A 23,527-nucleotide genomic window follows, 5' to 3' on the forward strand; every position below is an offset into this window, starting at 1 on the left:
CATGCGCGCCTTGCCGGCCGCCTGCCTGCCACCCTCGGCCACGGTCCGGGTCGGCTTCAGCGGCGGGCTGGATTCCACCGTCCTGCTGCATTGGCTGAAGCACACGTTGCCGGCCGATGCCGTCTTGCACGCCATCCATGTGCACCACGGCCTGCAGGCCGAGGCCGATACGTGGGCAACGCATTGCCGGGTGCTGTGCGCCGATTGGGGCATTCCCCTGCAAATCGAGCAGGTGCGCATCGCGGACCGTAGCCGCAACGTCGAACAGCAGGCGCGCGAGGCGCGCTACGCCGCCTTCGAACGCCGCCTGCAGGCCGGCGACACCCTGGCCCTTGCGCACCACGGCGACGACGTCGCCGAAACCCTGCTGCTGCGGCTGATGCGCGGCGCCGGTACCGAGGCGCTGGGCAATATGGCCGAGCGCGAAACCCGCGCCGGCTACCACCTGTGGCGGCCCCTGCTCGGATTTTCACGCGCCGAGCTGCTGGCCTACGCGCAGGCGCACGCGCTGGCCTGGGTGGAAGACGCCAGCAACGCCGACACCGGACCGGACCGCAACTTCCTGCGCCAGCGCGTGCTGCCGCTGCTTGAATCTCGCTTCGGCAACGTGCGCGCCCGATTGAACCACAGTGCCGCCTTGCTGCGCGAAGACGCCGACCTGCTGCGGCCGCTGCTCGACGACGCGTTGGTGATGTGCCGCTCCGAGGCCGGATTGTCCTTGCAACCGCTACGCGCGCTGACACCCGCGTTGCAAGGGCACGTGCTGCGCGCCTGGCTGCAACGCGCCGGCCACACGGCGCCCGGTGCGGAGGCCTTGCGCGAGTTCCTGCGCCAGCTGGCCGAACACACCCCCGACGACGACACCCGGCTGGACGGCCCCGGCTACCGCATCGCGCTCTGGGCCGGCGAGCTGCATCTGCGCCCGGATGCCGATGCGGCGGATATCGCGGCATTCGACCAGCTGTGGGACGGCCGCACGCCGTTGCGGCTGCCGCGCGGCGGTGAACTGGCCTGGGCCGGCGAGGCGCCGTTTCCGCTGCGCGTGCGCTACCGGCTCGGCGGCGAGCGCATCCGCCTGCCCGGCCGCGACATGCATCATTCCGTGAAAAAACTGCTGTCCGAGCGCGTGCCGCCGTGGGAACGCGCCGCCCTGCCCTTTGTTTATAATGACGACGGTGAACTGCTGGCGGTCGGCGACGTGCTGGTCTCGGCGGTTCTGGACGATCTTTCACGCCGACACGGCATCCGCCTGCGTTGGCATCCCGCCGCGAGCCCGACATGAGCAAATCCCCGAAAACGCCCGAGACCTCGCCGGTCGCCGACTTCGAAAAGGCCCTGGCCGAACTGGAACAGGTGGTGGCGGCCATGGAACGCGGCGAACAGAGCCTGGACCAGTCGCTGGCGTCCTACGAACGCGGCATCGCCCTGTACCGGCAATGCCAGAGCGCGCTGGAGCAGGCCGAACAGCGCGTGACCCTGGTCACCAACGCGGCCGATCCGGACGCGCAGACGCCGTTCCGCGAATCCGATGCCGACTGACGCCGCGCGCTTGGAGCGCGCCCTCGACGCCCTGTTGCCGCCGGCCGATGCCATTCCCGCGCGCCTGCACGCGGCCATGCGCTACGCCGCGCTGGACGGCGGCAAGCGCCTGCGCGCGCGGCTGGTGTACGCCACCGGCCGCCTGTTCGGCCTGCCGGAAGCCACGCTCGACCCGGCCGCCTGCGCGGTCGAGCTGATCCACGCCTACTCGCTGGTGCACGACGACCTGCCGGCGATGGACGACGACGCCCTGCGCCGCGGCAAACCGACCGTGCACGTGGCGTTCGACGAAGCTACCGCCATCCTGGCCGGCGACGCCCTGCAGACCGCCGCCTTCCAGGCGCTGGCCGGCGCCGACTGGCCGGATGCGGCCAAGCTCCGCGTGCTGGCCGCGTTGCTGGCGGCGTCCGGCTCACGCGGCATGTGCGGCGGGCAACAGCTGGACATGGACGCCAACGGCCAAGGCCTGGACCTGGACGCGCTGCGGCAGGTGCACGCGCTGAAGACCGGCGCGCTGATCAAGGCCGCGATCCGGATGCCGGCGGAATTGGCCGGCGCCGATGCCGCGGCGCTCGCCGACCTGTCGGCGTTCGCCGACGACCTGGGCCTGGCGTTCCAGATCCGCGACGACATCCTCGACGTCGAGGCCAGCACCGAACAGCTCGGCAAATCGGCCGGCAAGGACGCGGCGCAGGACAAATCGACCTACCCGGCCCTGCTCGGCCTGGACGGCGCGAAAGCCTGGCTGGCGCAATTGGCGGAACGCCTGCCGCGGCATCTGGCGCGCTTCGGCGAGCGGGCGAACGAACTGCGCGAATTGGCCGATTTCGCGGTCAGCCGCGGTCATTGAAACCGGGGTCTCCATCGATTCTTGACATCTATTTTTAACTTTGTGTATAGTTTATTTAACATCATGTGATGTTATCCATACACAAGGGGCCTCCTATGCCGTACCGCGAAAAAGTCGCTTGGCTGTCGCTGCTGACCATGCTGGCGGTGTTCATCCCGTATTTCACCTGGAGCACGCTGCATCCGCCGGGGCCGGAAATCCCCAACCTCGGCCAGATGGCGCTGTATGCCGTCACCAGCCTGTCTTGGGCGGCGCTGTTGGGCATCGGCCACCTAGTGCTGCGCTGGCGCTCGCCGGGCGAGGCCAAACTGCCGATGGACGAACGCGACATCGCCATCGCCCATAAAGCCCGCGGCTACGCCTATGGCGTGCTGATCGCCGGGATGATTCTTGTCGGCGGCATGATGCCATTCACCCACGGCGGCTGGGAAATCGCCAACGCCGCGTTCTTCATGATCGTGCTGGCCGAAGCGGTGTTCTCTATTGGCATCATCCGGGCCTACCGCAGGCAGCACGCGTGAGCGGCGTGATCCGCAACAAGATCCGCACCCTGCGCTTCCTGCACGGCGAGATGTCGCAGGCCGAGCTGGGCCAGCGCATCGGCCTGACACGGCAGACCGTGGCCGCGATCGAAGCCGGCAAGTACGCACCCTCGCTGGAGGCCGCGTTCCGCATCGCCGATGTGTTCGGCGTGCCGCTGGCCGAGGTGTTCGAGTGGGATGCCACCGCGACGGTTTAATCGGACAATCAGCGGGTAGGGGCGCTGCTTGCTGCGCCCATTGCGTTGAATGATCCGGGCGTTGCGTTGAATGATCCGGGCGTTGCGTTGAATGATCCGGGCGTTGCGTTGAATGATCCGGGCGCTGCGCTGAATGATCCGGGCGTTGCGTTGAATGATCCGGGCGTTGCGTTGAATGATCCGGGCGCTGCGCTGAATGATCCGGGCGTTGCGTTGAATGATCCGGGCGTTGCGTTGAATGATCCGGGCGTTGCGTCGAATGATCCGGGCGCTGCGCTGAATGATCCGGGCGTTGCGTTGAATGATCCGGGCGTTGCGTCGAATGATCCGGGCGCTGCGCTGAATGATCCGGGCGTTGCGTTGAATGATCCGGGCGCTGCGCTGAATGATCCGGGCGTTGCGTTGAGTGATCCGGGCGCTGCGTTGAGTGATCCGGGCGCAGCAAGCAGCGCCCCTACATGTGGATCAATCGTTGCCGGCCACCGTCATCTTGCCGACCAGGATCGAGCCGACGCGGATGTGCGAGCGGGTGTCGATATCGCTGCCGATGGCCTCGATGGCCGGCAGCATCTGCGCCAGATTGCCGGCGACGGTGAGTTCGTCGACCGCGTATTGGATCTCGCCGTTCTCGACCCAGAATCCGGCCGCGCCGCGCGAGTAGTCGCCGGTCAGCGTGTTCACGCCCTGGCCCATCAGCTCGGTCACCAGCAGGCCGGTGCCCATGGCCTTGATCAGGCTCGGCAGGTCGCCGGCGTTGGACGTGACGCGCAGGTTATGCACGCCGCCGGCGTTGCCGGTGCTCTGCAGGCCGAGCCGGCGCGCCGAATAGCTGCCGAGCAGATAGCGCCGGATGACGCCGCCGGCAACGATGGCGCTGGCCGCGGTGGCCACGCCTTCGGCGTCGAAATAGGCCGACCGGAAGCCGCGCACGATGTGCGGATCCTCGTACAACTCGACCCATTCCGGGAAGATCTGCCGGCCGATGGAATCCTGCAGGAAGCTGGCGTGGCGGTACAGGCTGCCGCCGGAGACCGCGCCCAGGAACGAACCGATCAAGCCGCGCGCCAGCTCCGGCGCGAACAGCACCGGATACTGGCCGGTCTTCACCGAACGCGGATTCAGGCGCGCCGCCGTGCGCTCGGCGGCCTTGCGGCCGATGGCCTCGGCCGGGTCCAGGCCGTCGAAGGCCAGCGCGGTGGAATACCAGTAGTCGCGCTGCATGGCCTGGTCCTTGCCGGCGATCAGCGAGCAGCTGAGCGAATAGTGCGTGCTGCGTTCGGCGCCGAAGAAACCGTGCGAGTTGGCGTACACCGCCGTGCTGCGGCCGCTGCTGAACGAGGCGCCGTCGGAATTGCTGATGCCGTCGCGCGCCAGGCCGGCGGCTTCGCAGGCCAGCGCCAGCGCGATGCCCTGCCCGGCGTCGATTTCGGCCGGATGCCAAAGGTCGAAGTCCATCACGCGCGTGGCCATGCGTTCGGCGTCGGCCAGGCCGGAGGCCGGATCGGCTTCGGTATAGCGCGCGATGGCGCAGGCCTGGGCCACGGTCTCGCGCAGCGATTCCGGACGCAAATCGGCGGTGCTGGCGGTGCCTTTGCGCTGGTCCATGTACACGGTGACCGCCACGCCCTGGTCGTTGGTGCGCTCCACGGTCTCCACCTCGCCCAGGCGCACGTTGGCGGCGAAGCCGGTGTCCTGCGACAGCGAAACCTCGGCCTGATGCGCGCCGCTGTCGCGGGCCAGGCGCAGGACCTGCTCGGCCAGGGTGTACAATGGCGCGGCATACGGCGGATCTGTGGGCGTGGTGTTCATGGTCTGGTATACCTGAATGGGATTGCGTGAATGACGAAACGTGGCATCGATGAAGAAACCGGCGAATTCCTAGGCCCGAGCCGCGGCGAGGAACGCCGAGCCGCCCTGGCGGTGCTGGAGCTGGCCGCGCGCATGGTGGAACAGCCGATGGCGCGCCTGATGCAGATGCCGGTGTCCGAGGACATGCTGGCGCACATCGCGACGGCGCAGAAGATCACCGCGCAGATCGCGCGCAAGCGCCAGATCCAATACGTGGCCAAGCAGATGCGCAAGGAAGAGGCGGAAACGCTCGATTCCTGGCGCGCGCTGCTGGACTTCGACAAGCAGGACGTGCGCCGCGAGATCGCCGAAGCGCACCGCATCGAAGCGCTGCGCGATAAATTGGTGGACGGCGACGCGAACGCCCTGACGCAATTGCTGGGCCAGTTTCCGCAGGCCGACAGCCAGCACATCCGCCAGCTGATCCGCAACGCGCAGTTCGAGCGGCAGAAGAACAAGCCGCCGCACGCCTACCGCGAACTGTTCCGCGTGCTGCGCGAGCTGCATCGGGAGCCTCCGGCCGCGCACGATTAAGCGTGCGTGCCGCCGACGGTCATGCCGTCGATCTTCAGACTCGGCTGACCGACACCGACCGGCACGCTCTGGCCGTCCTTGCCGCAGATGCCGACGCCGGCGTCCAGCGCCAAATCGTTGCCGATCATGCTCACTTTGGTCATGGTGTCCGGGCCGTTGCCGATCAGGGTGGCGCCCTTCACCGGCCGGGTGATCTTGCCGTCCTCGATCAGATACGCCTCCGAGGCGGTGAACACGAACTTGCCGGAGGTGATGTCGACCTGGCCGCCGCCGAAGTTCGGCGCGTACAGGCCCTTCTTCACCGAGGCGATGATCTCTTCCGGCGGCGTGCTGCCGGCCAGCATGTAGGTGTTGGTCATGCGCGGCATGGGCAGGTGCGCGAAGCTCTCGCGGCGGCCGTTGCCGGTGGGCGCCACACCCATCAGGCGCGCGTTCAGGGTGTCTTGCATGTAGCCGCGCAAGATGCCGTCCTCGATCAGCACGTTGCATTGGCTCGGGGTGCCTTCGTCGTCCACGCTCAGCGAACCGCGGCGCTTGGCCAGCGTGCCGTCGTCCACGATGGTGACGCCCTTGGCCGCCACGCGCTCGCCGATGCGGCCGGAATACACCGAAATGCCCTTGCGGTTGAAGTCGCCCTCCAGGCCGTGGCCGACCGCCTCGTGCAGCAGCACGCCGGGCCAGCCGGAACCAAGCACCACCGGCATCACGCCGGCCGGGGCATCAATCGCTTCCAGATTGACCTGCGCCTGGCGCAAGGCCTCATCGGCGATTTCGAACGGACGCTTGCCGCTGAACAGCTCGGCGTAATCGAAGCGCCCGCCGCCGCCGGCATAGCCGGATTCGCGCCGGCCGTTCTGCTCCACGATGACCTGCACGTTGACCCGCACCAGCGGCCGGATGTCGGCCGCCAACACGCCCACCGAGTTCAGCACCAGCACGGTATCGACCGCGCCGGCCAGGCTGACCGTGGCCTTGATCACCCGCGGGTCCTTGGCGCGCACATAGGCGTCCACCGCGCGCAGCAGCGCCACTTTCTCGTCGGCCGGCATGGCCGCCACCGGGTCCAGGCCGTCGTACAGCGCCGTGGGCGCCGGGCCGCGGCCGGCCGTGCGGTGCGCCTGCGAAGCGCCGTTGGCCGAAATGCCGCGGGCGGCCAGGGCCGATTCGCGCAGGGCGGCGGCGTCCATGGCGTCGGAATAGGCGAAGCCGGTCTTCTCGCCGCTCACGGCGCGCACGCCCACGCCCTGCTCGATGGAGTGGGCGCCGTCCTTCACGATGCCGTCCTCGAAGGTCCAGTTCTCGCGTTTGCTGTGCTGGAAGTAGAAATCGCCGAAGTCGATGCCGGGGCCCATCAGGTCGCCCATGGCGCGGTCGATGCCATCCAGATCGAGGTTATAGGGGGTCAGCAGTTGCGCCGTGGCGCGGGTCAGTATGTCGGTCATGGCCTATTTTAGCAGTCCGGGCCGTGAAGGGCTGGTGCCGCGCGCAGGCGGCGTTTCTCGGGCGTTTATCGGAGTCTTTCCGCCGTCATAACCCATATCGGGGCATTCTGGCCGTTAAAGCCCCCTAACGTCGCCGACGCGAATCCGGTGCCACGCGGAAAATAAGGCTGATTTCCCAAGACTTTTTCTAATTGAATAAATTTCAGAACTGATTTCTAATGGATTTATACGGCAATGACGCCGTCTATTAATAGTTAGGCACTTTAAATGCAGCGCGACATCGCACCACAAGCAAAAAATTCTGTAACACTAGAAAGCCTTGTTGGCGCAATGTTGCTATCAGCTGCATTTCTGGTATACGGGGCTTATGGCCTTTATCAGAACGACCTTCTCTTGCCAACCCGAGTTGGAATTCAACATTTACAGAGCATAGATGCAGTTGCCTTTTATGCTGTAGTTCTCATTGCTGTTCCAACCAATGCAATTAAGCTACGCGAGTGGATGAAACATGGAGACGGAAACAGTAATGCCTTTAAAACTGCTGATTTCTATTCAAAACTTTCTGTTTATGCGTACATCGTATTTCTTATTATTGATATTTTTTCGTGAAGTGCCTAACTAGTCATCCAAGCGGACAGCCGCCCCGTTACTTGGTATTCTGATTCTGTTCGCGGCGGCAGCCGCTTAATTCAATCGTTAGACATCATGAGGGTAGCGGTGACCATCGAAATTTCGAACCAACTATCAGAGGTGCTAAGCGTCATTGAGCGCCATCTGGAATCAACGTTGCTGGCCGTGCATTTGTACGGCTCCGCAGTGGATGGCGGCCTGAAGCCATACAGCGATATTGATTTGTTGGTTACTGTGGCCGTAAAGCTTGATGAAACGACGCGGCGAGCATTGCTCAATGACCTTATGGAGGCTTCGGCTTTCCCTGGCGAGAGCGAGACGCTCCGCGCTATAGAAGTCACCCTTGTCGTGCATGACGACATCATCCCGTGGCGTTATCCGGCTAAGCGCGAGCTGCAATTTGGAGAATGGCAGCGCAATGACATTCTTGCGGGTATCTTCGAGCCAGCCATGATCGACATTGATCTAGCTATCCTGCTTACAAAAGCAAGAGAACATAGCGTTGCCTTGGTAGGTCCGGCAGCGGAGGAATTCTTTGACCCGGTTCCTGAACAGGATCTATTCGAGGCGCTGAGGGAAACCTTGAAGCTATGGAACTCGCAGCCCGACTGGGCCGGCGATGAGCGAAATGTAGTGCTTACGTTGTCCCGCATTTGGTACAGCGCAATAACCGGCAAAATCGCGCCGAAGGATGTCGCTGCCGACTGGGCAATAAAACGCCTACCTGCCCAGTATCAGCCCGTCTTACTTGAAGCTAAGCAAGCTTATCTGGGACAAAAAGAAGATCACTTGGCCTCACGCGCAGATCACTTGGAAGAATTTATTCGCTTTGTGAAAGGCGAGATCATCAAGTCAGTTGGTAAATGATGTCTAACAATTCGTTCAAGCCGACCGCGCTACGCGCGGCGGCTTAACTCCGGCGTTAGGTAACAAGTCCCACCCTCAAAGAGGAATCAAACCAATGTCAGATTGCGGCTGCGGCGCAGAGCAAGCAGAGAAGCTAGAAAGAACTACTCTGGCCTATCTTCTTTCTATCAATGGGGTAATGTTCGTGGTTGAGGCTGCGTTAGGCTTCTACGCCCAATCAACCGGCCTTATCGCAGATTCATTGGACATGCTAGCGGATGCTACCGTTTACGGAATATCACTTTACGTCGTAGGTAAAGGCATTTCTCAGCAAGCAAAAGCAGCAAGTGTAAGCGGTGTACTCCAAATCATTCTCGGTCTTGGAGTCCTTTTTGAGGTTGTGCGTCGCTCACTCTATGGAAGCGAACCTCAAAGCATGCTCATCATGGCTGTCGGGCTTCTAGCGCTAATAGCTAACGTAGCCTGCCTAATGCTCATATCCAAGCACCGAGACGGCGGGGTTCACATGCGAGCATCCTGGATATTCTCCACAAATGACGTAATTGCTAACGTTGGCGTCATCTGTTCTGGCGCTCTCGTTTGGCTCCTCGGTAGTAGATACCCAGATTTAGTTATCGGGGCAATAATATCCGCCGTAGTAGTCAGAGGCGGCATAAAAATTCTTAAAGATGCCAAAGCAACCAAATCCCAAGAAATTGTTACCTAACAATGCCTTGCAGCCGACCCACTTTCCGCTACTTCCCTTCGGTCATTCGCTCCAAGTGGGCGGCTGAAGGCAGGCGTTAGGTTGCACTGAAAGGTTTTCGCATGACTGATTCGACTGAAAGCTTCTACAAAAACATCACCCTGAACGACGTTCAGTTGGCGTCTGCTTACTATCCAATTCTGATTGACCTCGCTAAACACAAGCATTGCCTGACGTACAGCGAACTCGTTGAAAGAGCAAAGCAAACCTACCCATCCAAGGAAGCCGTTCAGAACGCCATTGCCGTCTCCGCCGGGCGCAAGCTCGACGTCGTCCGCATCTTCACTGCTGAGCGAAATCTGCCAGACCTTACTTGCCTAATCATCAACAAGAACGCTGGTGAGTGCGGCTCTGGCTTCACAGATCACTTTGATCCCATCGCCGCCCGAGAGAAGGTCTTTGCTTTTGACTGGAGCACTGTCTCACCCGACTTCGACGGATTCATCGAGCACACCGCGACGTCCATTACGCCTAGAAAGCGCATCAAACTTCCAGCCGCTCGCGAGCTGATGTCACAGTACTACTCTGCGCACAAGGCTCAACTTCCCCCTGGCATCACCAAGAAACGTGAGCTTATTCTTGACTTGCTCATGGACGGCTTCACTCCTGCGGAAGCATTTGCTCAGGCATCAGCGGGTGCAACCTAACAATTCGTTCAAGCCGAGATCGCTTCGCGGCCGCGGAGTTGTTCGGTCAATTGTCACAACGCCGTGGCCGCAAAGCGCTCCGGCTTAACTCAGGCGTTAGGCCAACATGGATAGTTCACAGTGACTCGAAAACTCTGTCTCGCTGCTTCTGTCTTGTTCGCGCTCGCAGCCGGCTGCGGGACAAAAAACGCCCGGCCGGACGAGAAGCCAGCGCGCTTGTCTTTTGCAATCATCGGCACCGTAGAGGGCTTTCCGGGTAGCTTTCGCACGCTTGACGGCAAGCCGATTGAAGACACGCCCACGACCATTGAGATGCCTCCAGGTCACCATACGATTGGCTACTGGTGCCCAAATCACCTTGTGATGGATGGCCCGCCGACGGTGTCAGCCAAATTTGAGGCAGGCCGGAGCTATGTTCTCCATTGCCAAGGAAATGATCCAGGCCGTGTGGAACAGCGATAGCTGTTGGCCTAACAATTCGTCCAAGCCGTCTCCGCTTCGCGGCGCGGCTTAATTCAGGCGTTATACGTCTCAAATTCGGGGGCCCCGTGGCAATTGGTTCTAACGGATCGCTTTATTTTTCAAGACTTCATGTTACGAACGGAACCAAGGGATTCTTTCCTTATGTGATCGCAATAAAAAGCAATGGCACATACATTGAGGGCGAGGGCGGCCACCTTCTGCATATCAGCCTACACCACAATCCTGAACAGCGTGAACCCTCATTTTCTCAGTGCCACATGACGATTCCAAAGGAAATCGAGTCTCGTGTAATTAAGCATGGTTTTTCTGAACGACAGTACTTCAAATGGCAGCGTCGCCGGGCAACCGACGGTAGGTTTTACCAGGCCGCTAAGCTTATATTTCCTACTATCTTCGCAAAAGAAGAGTTTGGTACTGTCTCTGCTTCAGAAGATCCAATCGCATCCGTGCCACTTCTTGAAAAAGCAACCAACATTGAGTTCTGGTATGGCGGCTCCGGCAAAGAAGCACTTAGAAACTACCTTGAAACTTTCGGTAATCCAATCTCGCTCGTGGAGCTTCCAAACGGAGAGGTTATCGGCATCAATTTAACTTACGATGACAGCCGCGATTACAGCACCTATCAAGTTATTGATAAATTCGGGAGCTATACAATTGCTGGCGCAGATGGAGTTGTAACCGAACCGGTATTCCAGTTGTTTATCGGGCCGTTTGGTGAAAACTGTTATGGCGTCTTGCATGGCAGTCCTCGTCGTGTATAGGTGTAAGCAGACGTATAACAATTCATTCAAGCGGTCAGCCGCCCTGGATTTTGAGTAAACTGATGTTGTCGCGGCGGCTGCCACTTAATTCAATCGTTAGAATGCAACGTCGCATCACATTAATTGAAATTAAATAAACAATATGCATAAACCCTGCCTAGCAATCCTGACATCCCTTCTGCATATGCCCGCACATGCGGCTCCTATTACCGCCGCCGATGCCTACGGACTTTCCAGGGCCATATCGGTTTCGCTCGAAAATGTCTTCAACAAGCCCGTTGCAGGCGGACCCAGCACGGTTCGGCCGATCGTATCGGCGCCAGACATCACGCTTCCGGTAAACATTACGGCATTCGGCCAGCCAATCACCATCAAGACGCGGGACGATGTCAGGTCGGAGCAGTTGGCTTGGTTCGTGTATATCTCCAAAGTCACGCTCAGCCCGGAACAGGCCAGCGTGGCCTATCAAACGCCCTATAACGGCAAATATGGCACGTTCACCCTGAGCAAGACCGACGGTAACTGGAGCATTCAGGACCATCAGCAGATGCATTCCTCCTCCGGGGCACGCTTCTTCTACGGCGAACTCTACGAGGGCGTGGCTTGCCGCGACGGCAGCGAAATGGCAACGCGTTGGAATATGTACAAAGACGCCTTGGAAGCCGCCATGGCCCGCCGCGCCCGAACGCCCGAAGATGCTCTGCCCAGCACCTGCCCCGGCAAGGAGTTTCCGGACGTGGCGGCTTATAAGCAATACAAGGCCATGGGGCTGAACAAGTAAGGGCCAAGGCAAGCGGAGGCCGTCACCTAGGCGTTCAAGCCCTGGGGCGAAATCACGGTGGACCAGCCGGCGGCCGCCGAAAAGCCGTAGAATCGCAGCAGACCGCGAACCGTTCCCGGAGCCCCGATGCACGTCCACCACCTTTCCGACACCGACAGCGCGCTGCACCAGTATCTGGCCGAAATCCGCGACGTGGCGGTGCACGGCGACCGCCTTCGCTTCCGGCGCAACATCGAGCGCATCGGCGAGGTGATGGCGTATGAGATCAGCAAGGCCCTGCCCTACGCCGCCGCCGAAGTGACCACGCCGCTGGGCGTGAAGGCCGTGCGGCGCCTGCGTGACCCGATCGTGGTGTGCTCCATCCTGCGCGCCGGCCTGCCCTTGCACACCGGCTTTTTGAACGTGTTCGACGCCGCCGACAACGGCTTCATCTCGGCCTACCGCCACCACCCGGACGGCGGCGCGGACTTCGAGATCCGCGTCGAATACCAGGCCGTCGCCGATTTGGACGGCAAGACCGTGCTGCTGGTCGATCCGATGCTGGCCACCGGGCAATCGCTGGTGGCCGCGTACCGGCGTTTGATGGAACGCGGCAAACCGGCGGCCGTGCACATCGCGGCGGTCATCGCCGCGCCGGAAGGCATCGCCCATCTGCGGGAGCACCTGCCGGCCGACTGCCGGCTGTGGGTCGCCGCGCTCGACGAGCGCCTGGACGCGCGCAGCTACATCGTTCCCGGCCTGGGCGACGCCGGCGATCTGGCGTTCGGCGACAAACGGTAATTCGCAGGCGGCGGCTAAGGCCGCGCGCCGCCGTTCAACAGATCGAACAAAATCCGGCGGTCGGTATCGTCCAACGCCTCGCGTTCCTCGCCGCGGAAACGGCGGGTGAACGCACGCACGGCGGCCGGCAGGTCGCGAGTGTCATAACCGAAGGCGCGCAGCGCCAAAGCGGCGTCGAAACCGGCCGGCGGTTCCGGCAGATCGTCGCCGTACCAGAGGCCGAAGCCGGCCTCGGCCAAGCGCTGCCAGGGAAAGCGCGCGCTCGGGTCGCGCTTGCGGGTCGGCGCCATGTCGCCGTGCGCGATCACCGCCTCGCGCGGGATGGCGTGGCGCTGGCACAGATCGGCCAGCAGGCGCAGCAGGGATTCGATCTGCGCCGGCGCGAACGCCTCTTCGCCGTCGTTGTCCAGTTCGATGCCGAGCGACACTGAGTTGAGGTCGTTGTAGCCGCCCCAGCGGCCGCCGCCGGCATGCCAGGCGCGTTGCGAATCCTTCACCAGCTGCACGATGCGGCCGTCCTCGGCGATCAGGTAATGCGCGCTGACCCGGCCGCCGCTGTTGGCGCTCTTCAGCACGCGCAGCGCGCCTTCGGCGCTGTCCATCTCGGTGGCGTGCAGCACGATCAGGCGCGGCCGGCGGTCATCGAAGTTGCGCGACGGCGACCACTCGGCCAAGGCGCTTTTCTGCGGCACATGCGTACAGGCGGCCGACAGCGCCGCGGCCAACAACACCGGCCAGACGCGACGGATCATGGCGTGCCCTCCTCCACCTTCAGCACCTCGGGCGCGGCCCACGGCCCGCGGATGCGGTATTCGATGGCCGAGCCCTGCTTCAGCGGTTTGTCCAACACCGCCTGCGCCACCACACCGGCGGCGGCGCCGATCGGGCCGGCGGTGACCGCGCCGATCACCGGCAGCAGACCGCCGGCCTTGGGCTCCACGCGCACGCGCTGGTCGAACTGCTCCTTGACCAGATCGGTGCTGCCGCTGATGCGGATGTCGGCGGCCGGCGCGTCGATCAGCAGGTTGCGGGTCTCGGCCTTGCCCTGGGCGAAATCAAAGCGGCCGGTGATGCGGGAGAACGCCATGCCCTTGTTGAAGAAATCGCGGAAGTCGAGCGTCAGCCGGCGCGGCAATTCGGCCAAGCTGATCAGGCCCAGCACGCGGCCGCCGCCGGGGTCGACGCCGAGGATCTGGCCGTCGCGGATGTCGAGCGCCATGCTGCCGCGGAACGCCGCCAGACTGAAGTCGACCGGCGCGCCGTCCCAAACGCCATTGAGTTCGGCTCGGCTCTTGCCGCGTTTGATCACGCCGGCGTAGCGCATCGCGGTCAGCACCTTGCCCAGGTCCGGGCTGCTCACCTCGGCCTGCAAGGCGGTGCGGTCGCGGCCGCCGATGCGCTGCCACTGGCCGCCGGCGTCGATCGACAGCGCCGCCGAGCGGGTGTTCAGGCGGCGGATCTGCAGACCCTGCGCCGACGGTGCGGTCTGCAGTTCGGCCCGGCCCAGCGCCAGTTCGCCGAAGCGCAGGTCGTCGATGACCACGTTGACCGGCGGCAACTGCGCCGGATCGCCCAGATCCAGGGCGGTATCCGGCGTCGCCGGTTTGCCGGGCACGCCGAAGCCGTTGAAATGCACTTTGCCGAAGCGCGCGGCGATGGCCGCGCCTTTGGCGTCCGGCACGCTCAGGTTGCCGTCCAGGCGCGCGCCGCTGGCGCGCAGGTTCAAGACGCCGTCGCCCGGCAGCTTCTGCAGGCGCACGGCGCCGAAATCGTTGCCCAGCAGACGGAAACGGCTGACCGCCAGATCGAAACCCTGCAGGCCGTCGCCGCCGACCGCCTTTTTCGCCAAGGCCAGCCAAGCCGGCACGTCGAATTCGGCGGCGCTGCCGCGCACCGAAATGCCGGACGCCGGCAACGCGCCCTGGGTCTGCGCGCCGAACAGCGCGACGCCGGCCATCGGCCGGTTCTTCGGCTTTCTCAGCAGCAGCCGGAACTCGGGGCCGAGGCGGAATTCGAGCACACCCTGCTCGACCGGCAAACGCGTGCGCAGCGAGAACGCGGTGGCCTCGCCGGCCGGCTTGGCCAAAGGCGTCGGCAACAGCACCGCGGTGCCGGCCAAGCTGGACTGCGCCTCCAGCCAGACCGGCGCCTCGTCGCCTTCCGGCGCCTTCGGCACGCTGACCGCGAAGCGCCAGGCGCTGCGGCCCTTCAGCACCGGCCGCAGATCGGCCAAGGCGGCGTCGTAGGCCAACAGCGTCTCGGCCGGGAACTCGCCGGCCAGCAGCGCTTCCACGCGGTTGCCGGCCGCGCGCACATGGCCGTCGCCGACGCGCAGATCCAAGCGCACCGGCTGGCCGAGCATGCGCCCGGCCAATTGCTCGGCGCGGAAGCCGCCGTTGTCGAAGCGGGCGCGGCCGCGCGCGTCCTGCAACCGCAGCTTCCATTCCGGCGCGCGCACGTCGGCGCCGCGGAACGCGATGTCGCCTTCGATGCGGTTGCCGGCGGGCCCCTGCTTCAGCGGGAAGAACATGCGCACGTCGGCCTCGACCGGCCCGCCGCCTTGCAGGGCGAGCACGGCCGGACCGACGCGGTCCTTCAAGGGCGTGTCGCGCAACACCGGCAGCAGACGCGCGAAATCGGAGCGCGTGCGCACGTCGACGCGCAGTTCCGACTGCTTGAACGCGGCGATGCCGCTCGGCAGGATCTCGACCGGATTGCCCAGGAACATCGCACGGCCCGTGGCGGCGAAACCCGGGCCGTTGAAGTCGACCGGCATCACCGCGTTCTCGGCGGCCGGCCACTCGCGGTTGAACTTGAAACGTTCGGCATGCACGCTGGCGGTGGCGTGGAAACGGCCGGATTTGGCCGCGAACGGCCAGTCGGCCAGATCGCCGGCGATCAGCACCTGGCCGTCGCGCACGCTGCCCTTTTCCAGCGCCATGTCGAGCCAGGCGATGGTGGTCTTCGGCATCACATGCCGCGGCCAAAAGCGTTTGGCCACGGCGAAATCGAACGGCGCCAGGCGCGCGGCCAGATTCAGCAGCGGCGCCTTGCGGCCGGGCATGAACTGCAGTTGCGCGTCCAGATCGAGGTCCATGCCCTCGCCGCGCCAACGCAGGCCGCGGCCGCCGATCACCCAATCCGGACCGCTGCGCCACCAGGCCAGGGAGCCGTCGAAGCGGCTGTCGACCGGCGCGCCGAAGGCCATCGGCCAGTCCAGCGTCACCGCATCCGGGCGGAAGCGCAGGCTGCCGCCGCGCTCGTCGGCCACGAACGCCGCATGCACGCCGCGCAGGCCGGGCGCCTTGCCGATCGGATTGAAGCCGACGCCGCGCGCGATGCCACTGGCGCGCCACTGGCCGGAGCCGGTATCGCCGACGGCATCGATGCCGGTCAACGCGCCGTCCAGCCCGACCCGCCGCGACCATTCCTCCAGCCGCGGCAGGCGGCCTTTGCCCAAGGGCATCACCGCGCTCAACGGCCGCAACGCGACGCCGTCGACGCGCGCATGCCAGCGGCGTCCGTCAGAGCGCAGACGCAGATTCTCGATACGTTCGCTGGCGCGGCCTTTGCGGAACACGATGGCCGGCGCCTGCAGCCGCCAACCGGTACGCTCGCGCTGCCAGAGCCAATCGGCCTCGATGCGGTCGTACAGGGTTTCCCGCGCCAGTCCGAAGGCGCGCGTCGGCGCGCCGTCCAGCGTCAGGTCCTCGGTCTGCAACCGGCCGCGCACGCGCATCACCCGCCGGCGCTCGACCTCGGCCCACAGATCCAGACGCGAACGCGAGCTCAGCGGCGGCACCCGCCATTCCGGCATCATCGCCAGCCAGTGCGCCGGCTGCAGGCGCTCGCCGCCGAGCCAGACCCGGCCCGACATCGCGCGCCGGTCGAGATCGGCCACCAGCAGCAGCGGCGCGGCGGCGCGCTTGGCTTCGGCGCGCAGGCCCAGCCGCAGGCGGTCGCCCTGCACGCGCAGGCGCATGTCGACGCGCGGGAACAGCACCGGCGCGCGGCCTTTGGCCTGCACCGTCAACGAGGAACGTTCGACCTGCAGCTCGCCGAAGCCGGACAGCACGTCCAGCGCGTCGGTGCGGCTGTCGGCCCCGTGCGGCACGCCCAGCAGGCGCCAGCTGTCGTCCGGCTGCTGCTCCAGGCGCAGCGTCAGGTCCTTGGCCTTCAGCTCGGTCAGCGGATGGTCCGGCAACAGGCCGGAATACACCGCCACCAACAGTTCGGCGCGGGCGATCTCGACCGCCGCCTCGCCGCTACCGACCTTCAGCCCGCTCAGGCTGATGCGCGGACCGCGCCGGGTCCAGCGCGTTTCGCTGCCGGAAAAACTGACCGGCTGCCCGACCTGCTTGGAGAGCCAGGCCTGCACGCGCGCCGGGTTCTCTTCGATGAACGGCAGCATCAGGTTGGCGGCGCTGACCAGCACCGCGGCCAGGATCAGCAACACCAGGACGCCATAGCCCAGCGTGCGGCGCGTGTAGCGGAAAGTCCGGCGCCAACGCGTCGGCATGGCTCAGGACAGCACCACGTCGAACTGGTCCTGCGCGTACTGCTCGTCGGGCTGGAAGCGGATGTCCTTGCCGATGAACTCCTCGAGCTCGGCCACCGCCGCCGATTCCTCCTCGGTGATCTTGGCCACCACCTTGGGTGCGGCCATCACCATCACCTTGTCGGCCTCGAACTGGCGCACGGCGCGGGTCACTTCGCGGAAGATCTCGTAGATCACGGTCTCGGCGGTCTTGATGTAGCCGCGGCCGGCGCAGGCCGCGCACGGCTCGCACAGCTGGCGCTGCAGGCTCTCGACCGTGCGCTTGCGGGTCATCTCCACCAGCCCGAGCGGCGAGAAGTCGTACACCGTGGTCTTCACATGGTCGGCCGCCAAGCCCTTCTCCAGCGTGCGCAGCACCTGGCGCTTGTGCTCCTCGTCCTGCATGTCGATGAAGTCGATGACGATGATGCCGCCCAGGTTGCGCAGGCGCAGCTGGCGCGCCACCGACTGCGCGGCCTCCAGGTTGGTGCGGTAGGCGGTCTCCTCCAGGTTCTTCTGGCCCAGGAAGGAGCCGGTGTTGATGTCGACCGAGGTCATCGCCTCGGTCTGGTCGAACACCAGATAGCCGCCGGACTTCAGCGGCACCTGCTTGTCGAGCGCGCGGCCGATCTCGTCCTCGACGCTGTACATGTCGAAGATCGGGCGCTCGCCGCCGTAATGGCGGATGCGGCCGGCCAGGTCCGGCATCAGCTTCTGCGCGAAGCGCGCGACCTTCTCGAAGGTCTCGCGCGAATCGATGGTGACGCTGGCGACCTCGACGCGCAGCATGTCGCGCACCGCGCGCATCGGCAGCGACAGGTCCTCGTACACGCAGTCGCCGGCCTTGGCCGACTGCGCGTTCTGGCGCAGCACGCCGATGGCGCGCTCGAGGTAGGCGATGTCCTGCTCGATGAACGCGGCGTCGACGCCCTCGGCGTTGGTGCGGATGATGTAGCCGCAGCGCTTGGCCTCGGCGTGCGCCTGCACGATGCCCTTCAGGCGCTGGCGTTCGTCCTCGTCGTCGATCCGGCTGGACACGCCGACCGTGCGCGAATCCGGCAACAGCACCAGATAGCGCGACGGCATCGAGATCTCGGTGGTCAGGCGCGCGCCCTTGCTGCCGATCGGGTCCTTGATGACCTGCACCACGATGTCCTGGCCTTCGTGCACCAGCGAGGTGATCAGCGGCTGCGGACGCGGTTCGCTCTCGGCGGCGTCGGCCGGGCGCGCGGCCACGATGTCGGAGGCGTGCAGGAACGCGGCGCGCTCCAGGCCGATGTCGACGAAGGCGGCCTGCATGCCGGGCATCACGCGCTGCACGCGGCCCTTGTAGATGTTGCCGAGCACGCCGCGGCGGGAGCTGCGTTCGATGTGCAGCTCCTGCAGCAGGCCGTTCTCGACCAGTGCCACGCGGGTCTCGCGCGGGGTGACGTTGATCAGCAGTTCGGCGTTCACGGGCATGTCAGTTCCTCGACCACGCCGGCACGCCGAAGTTCCGCAGCAGCTGCCAGGTTTCGTGCAGCGGCAGGCCCATCACGCCGGAATAGCTGCCCTCGATGCGTTCGATGAAGGCCGCGGCGCGGCCCTGCACGGCGTAGGCGCCGGCCTTGCCGAACGGTTCGCCGGTGGCGACGTAGGCCGCGATGTCGGCGCCCGACAGCGGCGCGAAACGCACCGTGCTGACCGCCAGCCGGCGTTCCTCGCGGCGGTCGGACAGCAGCCAGACCGCGCTGATCACCTCATGCGTACGGCCGGACAGGCGCGCCAGCAGTTCGGCGGCGTGCGCGGCATCACTCGGCTTGCCGAGCACCTCGCCGTCGAGCACCACGTCGGTGTCGGCGCCGAGCACCACGGCGTCGGGGCGCGCGGCCAAGGCCAGCAGTCCGGCGCCGGCCTTTTCGCGCGCGACGCGGCTGACGTAATCCGCCGGCGACTCCTGCGGCAGGCGCTGCTCGTGGATTTCGGCGTCGACGGTGTCGAACGCGACCCCGAGCTGCTCGAGCAGTTCGCGCCGGCGGGGGGATTGCGAGGCCAGATAGATCATTGTCCTACCATTAATGCAGACGCCTGCCATAAAGCGGTAATATGTGGGATTGAACATAGCACGATGCCCGCGACGGACGCACGCCCCATGACCAAGACCTCTTCCCGTATTGTACTTGCCTTTGCCGCCTTGCTCGGCAGCCAGGGCCTCAGCGCCGCCGACACCGGCGAATCGGCCGAACGCTGGTTCCGCGAGGGCGCGCAGCGCGCCGACCGTCTGGGCTCGGGACAGGCCAAGGCCAAGAACGTGATCCTGTTCGTGGGCGACGGCATGAGCCTGACCACCGTGGCCGCGGCCCGCATCCGCGAAGGCCAGCTCAGGCAGCAGCCGGGCGAGGAAAACCTGCTCAGCTTCGAACGCTTCCCGAACACCGCGTTCAGCAAGACCTACAACACCGACAGCCAGACGCCCGATTCGGCCGGCACCATGACCGCGATGATCACCGGCGTGAAGACGCGCATGGGCTTCCTCGGCGTCGGCCAGATCCCCGAGCGCGGCGACTGCGACGGCGGCCGCACGCAGCCGGTGGCCAGCGCATTGACGCTGGCGAAACAGGCCGGCTTGGCCACCGGCGTGGTCACCACCACCCGCATCACCCACGCCACGCCCGGCGCGACCTACGCGCACGTGACCGAACGCAACTGGGAAAGCGACGCCGACCTGCCGAGCGCGTTGCGCGGCGGCGCCTGCAAGGACATCGCCCGGCAGCTGCTCGATTATGCCCGCGGCACCGGCATCGACGTGGTGCTGGGCGGCGGCCTGAACAAGTTCCTGCCGGCGGCCAAGTCCGATCCGCGCTACCCCAACGCCCGCGGCGCGCGCATGGACGGCCGCAACCTGATGGCCGAATGGCGCAAGGCCCAGCCGAAGACCGCGTTCGTCAGCACCGGCAGCGAACTGGCCGCGCTCGACCTGGGCAAGACCGGCAAGCTGGTCGGCCTGTTCAACGGCGACCACCTGAGCTATGAATACGACCGCGTGGCCGACAAGGAAGACGAACCGAGCCTGGCCGAGATGACCCGCGCCGCGATCAATGTGCTGAAGCGCGGCGACAAGGGCTTCGTGCTGGTGGTCGAGGGCGGCCGCATCGACCACGCGCACCACTCCGGCAACGCCTACCGCGCCCTGCACGACACCATCGCCTTCAGCGACGCGATCCGCGCCGCCGACGAGCTGACCTCGGCCGATGACACCCTGATCCTTGTCACCGCCGACCACGCGCATACCATGAGCTTCGTGGGCTATCCGCAGCGCGGCAATCCGATCCTCGGCAAGGTGTTCGGCAAGGCCGGCGAGGACGAGCCGCCGAGCCTGGTCAAGGACCTGTTGGGCAAACCCTATACCACCCTGGTGTACGCCAACGGTCCGGGCTACGCGGGCGAAAGCAGCCTGCAGCCGGCCGGCACCAAGAACTTCCCGCACAACCCCGGCGGCTACTTCGAACCGGCCACCGGCCGTCCGGACCTGACCGAGGTCGACACCGAGCATCCGAACTTCATGCAGGAAGCGCTGGTGCCGACCAACTCGGAAACCCACGGCGGCGACGACGTCGGCATCTGGGCCCGCGGCCCGGGCGCGCAGGCGGTGCGCGGCACGCTGGAACAGAACACCATCTTCCACCTGCTGACCCAACCGCAGCCGGTGTTGCGCGCCTATCTGTGCGGCGCCGGCTATTGCGAGGACGGCGTGCCGTCACGGTTGCCGAAAGCGATGTAAGCCGTGTTCGTCGGTCTGGCCGTCGCCACCGTCCTGCTTCTGGTGTTCGGGCTGGCGGTGCGCTTCGCCGGCGACGACCCCATCCTCAATCTGGTCGATTACCGCCGCGTCCGCGACCGGCGGGCTTTGCATGTCTTCGCCGGACGCGTCCTGCTGGGCTTGGCGGCCGGCAGCGCCGCGCTGACGTATCTGGCGTGGCGTCACGACGAGATGGCCGTACTGGCCCTGCTTGGCTGGATACTCTGGCTGAAAGCGGGTATGGTGGCCTTGGCTGCGGGCAGCAGCCGTTACCAATAAACCAAACCAATAGCCACATTCAATGGATTTTATTCAATCAATCCATTGGATAAATAGCCGACCGCGGCGCACCATGAGTCTACCGTCCACAACGCGAAGGAGAGCATCATGTCCACCGAACCGAAATGCCCGTTCCATTCCGGCGCCCGCGCCCAGCAAGGCGCGCAATCCAATGTCGACTGGTGGCCGAAGGCCCTGAACCTCGACATCCTGCATCAACACGACCGCAAGACCGACCCGCTCGGCCCCGGCTTCAACTACCGCGAGGAAGTGAAGAAGCTGGACGTCACCGCGCTGAAGAACGACCTCAAGGCGCTGATGACCGAGAGCCAGGACTGGTGGCCGGCCGACTGGGGCCACTACGGCGGCTTGATGATCCGCATGGCCTGGCATGCCGCGGGCACCTATCGCATCGCCGACGGCCGCGGCGGCGGCGGCACCGGCGCGCAGCGCTTCGCGCCGCTGAACTCCTGGCCGGACAACGGCAATCTCGACAAGGCCCGCCGCCTGCTGTGGCCGATCAAGAAGAAGTACGGCAACAAGATCAGCTGGGCCGACCTGATGATCCTGGCCGGCAACATGGCCTATGAGTCGATGGGCTTCAAGACCTTCGGCTTCGCCTTCGGCCGCGAGGACATCTGGCATCCGGAAAAGGACATCTACTGGGGCTCCGAAAAAGAATGGCTGGCGCCGAGCGGCGGCGAAGGCAGCCGCTATTCCGGCGAACGCGACCTGGCCAATCCGCTGGCCGCGGTGATGATGGGCCTGATCTACGTCAACCCCGAAGGCGTGGACGGCAAGCCCGATCCGCTGAAGACCGCGCGCGACATGCGCGTGACCTTCGCCCGCATGGCGATGAACGACGAAGAGACCGTGGCGCTGACCGCCGGCGGCCATACCGTCGGCAAGGCGCACGGCAACGGTGACGCCGGCAATCTGGGCCCCGCGCCGGAAGGCGCCGACCTGGAAGAACAAGGCTTCGGCTGGATGAACCGCAAGACCCGCGGCGTCGGCCGCGACAGCGTGACCAGCGGCATCGAGGGCGCCTGGACCACGAACCCGACGAAGTGGGACGACGGCTACTTCCAGATGCTGCTCAAGCACGAGTGGGAGCTGACCAAGAGCCCGGCCGGCGCCTGGCAGTACAAGCCGGTGGGCATCCGCGAAGAAGACATGCCGGCCGACGTGGAAGATCCGTCCATCCGCCGCATGCCGATGATGACCGACGCCGACATGGCGCTGAAGGTCGATCCGGACTACCGCAAGATCTCCGAACGCTTCGCCGCCGACCAGGCCTATTTCGAAGACGTGTTCGCCCGCGCCTGGTTCAAGCTGACGCACCGCGACATGGGTCCGAAGGCGCGTTACATCGGCCCGGACGTGCCGACCGAAGACCTGATCTGGCAGGATCCGGTGCCGGCCGGCCGCACCGACTACGACGTCGCCGCGGTCAAGGCCAAGATCGCCGCCAGCGGCCTGTCCGTGGCCGAGCTGGTCAGCACCGCGTGGGACAGTGCCCGCACCTTCCGCGGCTCCGACAAGCGCGGCGGCGCCAACGGCGCGCGCATCCGCCTGGCGCCGCAGAAGGACTGGGCCGGCAATGAGCCGGCGCGCCTGGCGAAAGTGCTGGCCGTGCTGGAGAAGATCGCCGCCGAAACCGGCGCCAGCGTGGCCGACGTGATCGTGCTGGCCGGCAACGTCGGCGTCGAGCAGGCGGCCAAGGCCGCCGGCTTCCCGGTGCAGGTGCCGTTCGCGCCGGGCCGCGGCGACGCCAGCCAGGCGCAGACCGACGTCGAATCCTTCGAAGTGCTGGAACCGCTGCACGACGGCTTCCGCAACTGGCAGAAGCAGCACTACACCGTGCAGCCGGAGGAGATGCTGCTCGACCGCGCCCAGCTGATGGACTTGACCGCCAGCGAAATGACCGTGCTGGTCGGCGGCCTGCGCGTGCTCGGCGCCAACCACGGCGGCAGCGCGCATGGCGTGTTCACCGACCGCGTCGGCACGCTCAGCAACGACTTCTTCGTCAACCTGACCGACATGTCGTACCGCTGGGAACCGACCGGCCGCAACAGCTATGCCATCGTCGATCGCAGGACCGGCGCCACCAAGTGGACCGCGACCCGCGTCGACCTGGTGTTCGGCTCCAACTCGATCCTGCGCGCCTACGCCGAGGTGTATGCCCAGGACGATAACAAAGAGAAGTTCGTGAAGGACTTCGTCGCCGCCTGGACCAAGGTGATGAACGCCGACCGTTTCGACCTGGCGTAAGCGTTCGGATCCACCG

Annotated in this window: 22 protein-coding genes; 16 read left to right on the forward strand and 6 right to left on the reverse strand. The window is 65.2% G+C overall.

The features are described 5' to 3' along the window. The first annotated feature begins 1 nt into the window (after position 1). The 5 genes from tilS to IEV56_RS01435 all read left to right on the forward strand — a co-directional run bounded on the left by tilS (position 2) and on the right by IEV56_RS01435 (position 3,128). Positions 2-1,282: a tRNA lysidine(34) synthetase TilS gene (gene tilS / locus IEV56_RS01415; RefSeq protein ID WP_188446978.1), complete on the forward strand. Its 1,281-nt coding sequence runs from the start codon at positions 2-4 to the stop codon at positions 1,280-1,282. Continuing rightward, positions 1,279-1,539, forward strand: a complete 261-nt coding sequence (locus tag IEV56_RS01420) for an exodeoxyribonuclease VII small subunit (RefSeq protein WP_188446980.1) — start codon at positions 1,279-1,281, stop codon at positions 1,537-1,539. Before tilS ends, IEV56_RS01420 begins: the two co-directional genes overlap by 4 nt. Then, entirely contained in the window at positions 1,529-2,389 is an 861-nt protein-coding gene (locus IEV56_RS01425) for a polyprenyl synthetase family protein (protein WP_188446982.1), read from the forward strand. Before IEV56_RS01420 ends, IEV56_RS01425 begins: the two co-directional genes overlap by 11 nt. A 95-nt stretch (positions 2,390-2,484) precedes the next feature. Next, the gene (locus IEV56_RS01430; RefSeq protein ID WP_188446984.1) at positions 2,485-2,910 is read left to right on the forward strand and encodes a hypothetical protein; all 426 of its coding nucleotides are present in this window, start codon (positions 2,485-2,487) and stop codon (positions 2,908-2,910) included. Continuing rightward, entirely contained in the window at positions 2,907-3,128 is a 222-nt protein-coding gene (locus IEV56_RS01435) for a helix-turn-helix transcriptional regulator (RefSeq protein ID WP_268235743.1), read from the forward strand. The genes IEV56_RS01430 and IEV56_RS01435 overlap by 4 nt, the downstream gene beginning before the upstream one ends. Before the next feature lie 465 nt (positions 3,129-3,593). Here IEV56_RS01435 and pmbA read toward each other — a convergent pair whose 3' ends face one another. Next, positions 3,594-4,937 (reverse strand): metalloprotease PmbA, encoded by a 1,344-nt coding sequence (gene pmbA / locus IEV56_RS01440; protein WP_188446986.1) that lies wholly within the window; start codon positions 4,935-4,937, stop codon positions 3,594-3,596. Between the two features lie 30 nt (positions 4,938-4,967). Here pmbA and yjgA point away from each other — a divergent pair, with 30 nt between their 5' ends. Continuing rightward, positions 4,968-5,510: a ribosome biogenesis factor YjgA gene (yjgA, locus tag IEV56_RS01445; RefSeq protein WP_188446988.1), complete on the forward strand. Its 543-nt coding sequence runs from the start codon at positions 4,968-4,970 to the stop codon at positions 5,508-5,510. Here yjgA and tldD read toward each other — a convergent pair. Next, entirely contained in the window at positions 5,507-6,952 is a 1,446-nt protein-coding gene (gene tldD / locus IEV56_RS01450) for a metalloprotease TldD (protein WP_188446990.1), read from the reverse strand. The genes yjgA and tldD overlap by 4 nt on opposite strands. 267 nt (positions 6,953-7,219) lie before the next feature. On the opposite strand from tldD, the gene IEV56_RS01455 reads away from it, so the two are divergent. The 7 genes from IEV56_RS01455 to upp all read left to right on the forward strand — a co-directional run bounded on the left by IEV56_RS01455 (position 7,220) and on the right by upp (position 12,646). Beyond that, positions 7,220-7,561, forward strand: coding sequence for a hypothetical protein (locus IEV56_RS01455; RefSeq protein ID WP_188446992.1), 342 nt, complete (start codon positions 7,220-7,222; stop codon positions 7,559-7,561). 96 nt (positions 7,562-7,657) lie between these two features. Next, positions 7,658-8,449 carry an ANT(3'')-Ia family aminoglycoside nucleotidyltransferase AadA2 gene (locus IEV56_RS01460; protein WP_001261740.1) on the forward strand — a complete coding sequence of 264 codons (792 nt, stop codon included), beginning with the start codon at positions 7,658-7,660 and terminating at the stop codon, positions 8,447-8,449. A 94-nt stretch (positions 8,450-8,543) separates the two neighbouring features. Next, on the forward strand, positions 8,544-9,155 hold the full coding sequence (locus IEV56_RS01465; RefSeq protein WP_012822995.1) for a cation efflux transmembrane domain-containing protein: 612 nt from the start codon (positions 8,544-8,546) through the stop codon (positions 9,153-9,155). A 101-nt stretch (positions 9,156-9,256) separates the two neighbouring features. Further along, entirely contained in the window at positions 9,257-9,841 is a 585-nt protein-coding gene (locus IEV56_RS01470; RefSeq protein WP_188446994.1) for a hypothetical protein, read from the forward strand. 548 nt (positions 9,842-10,389) lie between these two features. Further along, positions 10,390-11,085, forward strand: a complete 696-nt coding sequence (locus IEV56_RS01475; RefSeq protein WP_188446996.1) for a hypothetical protein — start codon at positions 10,390-10,392, stop codon at positions 11,083-11,085. Positions 11,086-11,269: 184 nt separating this feature from the next. Next, positions 11,270-11,866 (forward strand): hypothetical protein, encoded by a 597-nt coding sequence (locus IEV56_RS01480; RefSeq protein ID WP_188446998.1) that lies wholly within the window; start codon positions 11,270-11,272, stop codon positions 11,864-11,866. A gap of 126 nt (positions 11,867-11,992) precedes the next feature. After that, the gene (upp, locus tag IEV56_RS01485) at positions 11,993-12,646 is read left to right on the forward strand and encodes a uracil phosphoribosyltransferase (RefSeq protein WP_188447000.1); all 654 of its coding nucleotides are present in this window, start codon (positions 11,993-11,995) and stop codon (positions 12,644-12,646) included. 14 nt (positions 12,647-12,660) lie between these two features. Here the strand turns inward: upp and IEV56_RS01490 are convergent, their stop codons facing one another. Genes IEV56_RS01490 through IEV56_RS01505 form a run of 4 tightly spaced genes read right to left on the reverse strand, consistent with a single transcriptional unit; the run spans position 12,661 to position 19,227 of the window. Continuing rightward, positions 12,661-13,398 (reverse strand): N-acetylmuramoyl-L-alanine amidase, encoded by a 738-nt coding sequence (locus IEV56_RS01490; RefSeq protein WP_188447002.1) that lies wholly within the window; start codon positions 13,396-13,398, stop codon positions 12,661-12,663. Continuing rightward, entirely contained in the window at positions 13,395-17,165 is a 3,771-nt protein-coding gene (locus IEV56_RS01495) for a YhdP family protein (protein WP_188447004.1), read from the reverse strand. Before IEV56_RS01495 ends, IEV56_RS01490 begins: the two co-directional genes overlap by 4 nt. 3 nt (positions 17,166-17,168) lie before the next feature. Further along, positions 17,169-18,638: a ribonuclease G gene (rng, locus tag IEV56_RS01500; RefSeq protein ID WP_188447962.1), complete on the reverse strand. Its 1,470-nt coding sequence runs from the start codon at positions 18,636-18,638 to the stop codon at positions 17,169-17,171. Between the two features lie 7 nt (positions 18,639-18,645). Continuing rightward, on the reverse strand, positions 18,646-19,227 hold the full coding sequence (locus IEV56_RS01505; RefSeq protein WP_188447006.1) for a Maf family protein: 582 nt from the start codon (positions 19,225-19,227) through the stop codon (positions 18,646-18,648). Between the two features lie 87 nt (positions 19,228-19,314). On the opposite strand from IEV56_RS01505, the gene IEV56_RS01510 reads away from it, so the two are divergent. The 3 genes from IEV56_RS01510 to katG all read left to right on the forward strand — a co-directional run bounded on the left by IEV56_RS01510 (position 19,315) and on the right by katG (position 23,511). Next, entirely contained in the window at positions 19,315-20,943 is a 1,629-nt protein-coding gene (locus IEV56_RS01510; protein WP_188447008.1) for an alkaline phosphatase family protein, read from the forward strand. A gap of 3 nt (positions 20,944-20,946) precedes the next feature. Further along, a complete protein-coding gene (locus tag IEV56_RS01515; RefSeq protein ID WP_188447010.1) occupies positions 20,947-21,240 on the forward strand; it encodes a hypothetical protein in 294 nt (97 codons plus the stop codon). A 108-nt stretch (positions 21,241-21,348) separates the two neighbouring features. After that, on the forward strand, positions 21,349-23,511 hold the full coding sequence (katG, locus tag IEV56_RS01520) for a catalase/peroxidase HPI (protein WP_188447012.1): 2,163 nt from the start codon (positions 21,349-21,351) through the stop codon (positions 23,509-23,511). Positions 23,512-23,527 lie beyond the last annotated feature (16 nt).

Origin of the sequence: Arenimonas maotaiensis, from assembly GCF_014638745.1 — a bacterium.
GTDB lineage: Bacteria > Pseudomonadota > Gammaproteobacteria > Xanthomonadales > Xanthomonadaceae > Arenimonas > Arenimonas maotaiensis.

What these genes read in the sequence shown, in the direction of transcription:
- IEV56_RS01480 (WP_188446998.1), top strand. Translation starts at nt 11,270, where the DNA reads ATGCCCGCACATGCGGCTCCTATTACCGCCGCCGATGCCTACGGACTT.
- IEV56_RS01505 (WP_188447006.1), bottom strand. Translation starts at nt 19,227, where the DNA reads ATGATCTATCTGGCCTCGCAATCCCCCCGCCGGCGCGAACTGCTCGAG.
- pmbA (WP_188446986.1), bottom strand. Translation starts at nt 4,937, where the DNA reads ATGAACACCACGCCCACAGATCCGCCGTATGCCGCGCCATTGTACACC.
- IEV56_RS01455 (WP_188446992.1), top strand. Translation starts at nt 7,220, where the DNA reads ATGCAGCGCGACATCGCACCACAAGCAAAAAATTCTGTAACACTAGAA.
- IEV56_RS01470 (WP_188446994.1), top strand. Translation starts at nt 9,257, where the DNA reads ATGACTGATTCGACTGAAAGCTTCTACAAAAACATCACCCTGAACGAC.
- yjgA (WP_188446988.1), top strand. Translation starts at nt 4,968, where the DNA reads ATGACGAAACGTGGCATCGATGAAGAAACCGGCGAATTCCTAGGCCCG.
- IEV56_RS01430 (WP_188446984.1), top strand. Translation starts at nt 2,485, where the DNA reads ATGCCGTACCGCGAAAAAGTCGCTTGGCTGTCGCTGCTGACCATGCTG.
- IEV56_RS01465 (WP_012822995.1), top strand. Translation starts at nt 8,544, where the DNA reads ATGTCAGATTGCGGCTGCGGCGCAGAGCAAGCAGAGAAGCTAGAAAGA.
- IEV56_RS01495 (WP_188447004.1), bottom strand. Translation starts at nt 17,165, where the DNA reads ATGCCGACGCGTTGGCGCCGGACTTTCCGCTACACGCGCCGCACGCTG.
- IEV56_RS01510 (WP_188447008.1), top strand. Translation starts at nt 19,315, where the DNA reads ATGACCAAGACCTCTTCCCGTATTGTACTTGCCTTTGCCGCCTTGCTC.
- IEV56_RS01460 (WP_001261740.1), top strand. Translation starts at nt 7,658, where the DNA reads ATGAGGGTAGCGGTGACCATCGAAATTTCGAACCAACTATCAGAGGTG.
- katG (WP_188447012.1), top strand. Translation starts at nt 21,349, where the DNA reads ATGTCCACCGAACCGAAATGCCCGTTCCATTCCGGCGCCCGCGCCCAG.
- tldD (WP_188446990.1), bottom strand. Translation starts at nt 6,952, where the DNA reads ATGACCGACATACTGACCCGCGCCACGGCGCAACTGCTGACCCCCTAT.
- IEV56_RS01420 (WP_188446980.1), top strand. Translation starts at nt 1,279, where the DNA reads ATGAGCAAATCCCCGAAAACGCCCGAGACCTCGCCGGTCGCCGACTTC.
- tilS (WP_188446978.1), top strand. Translation starts at nt 2, where the DNA reads ATGCGCGCCTTGCCGGCCGCCTGCCTGCCACCCTCGGCCACGGTCCGG.
- upp (WP_188447000.1), top strand. Translation starts at nt 11,993, where the DNA reads ATGCACGTCCACCACCTTTCCGACACCGACAGCGCGCTGCACCAGTAT.
- IEV56_RS01425 (WP_188446982.1), top strand. Translation starts at nt 1,529, where the DNA reads ATGCCGACTGACGCCGCGCGCTTGGAGCGCGCCCTCGACGCCCTGTTG.
- IEV56_RS01490 (WP_188447002.1), bottom strand. Translation starts at nt 13,398, where the DNA reads ATGATCCGTCGCGTCTGGCCGGTGTTGTTGGCCGCGGCGCTGTCGGCC.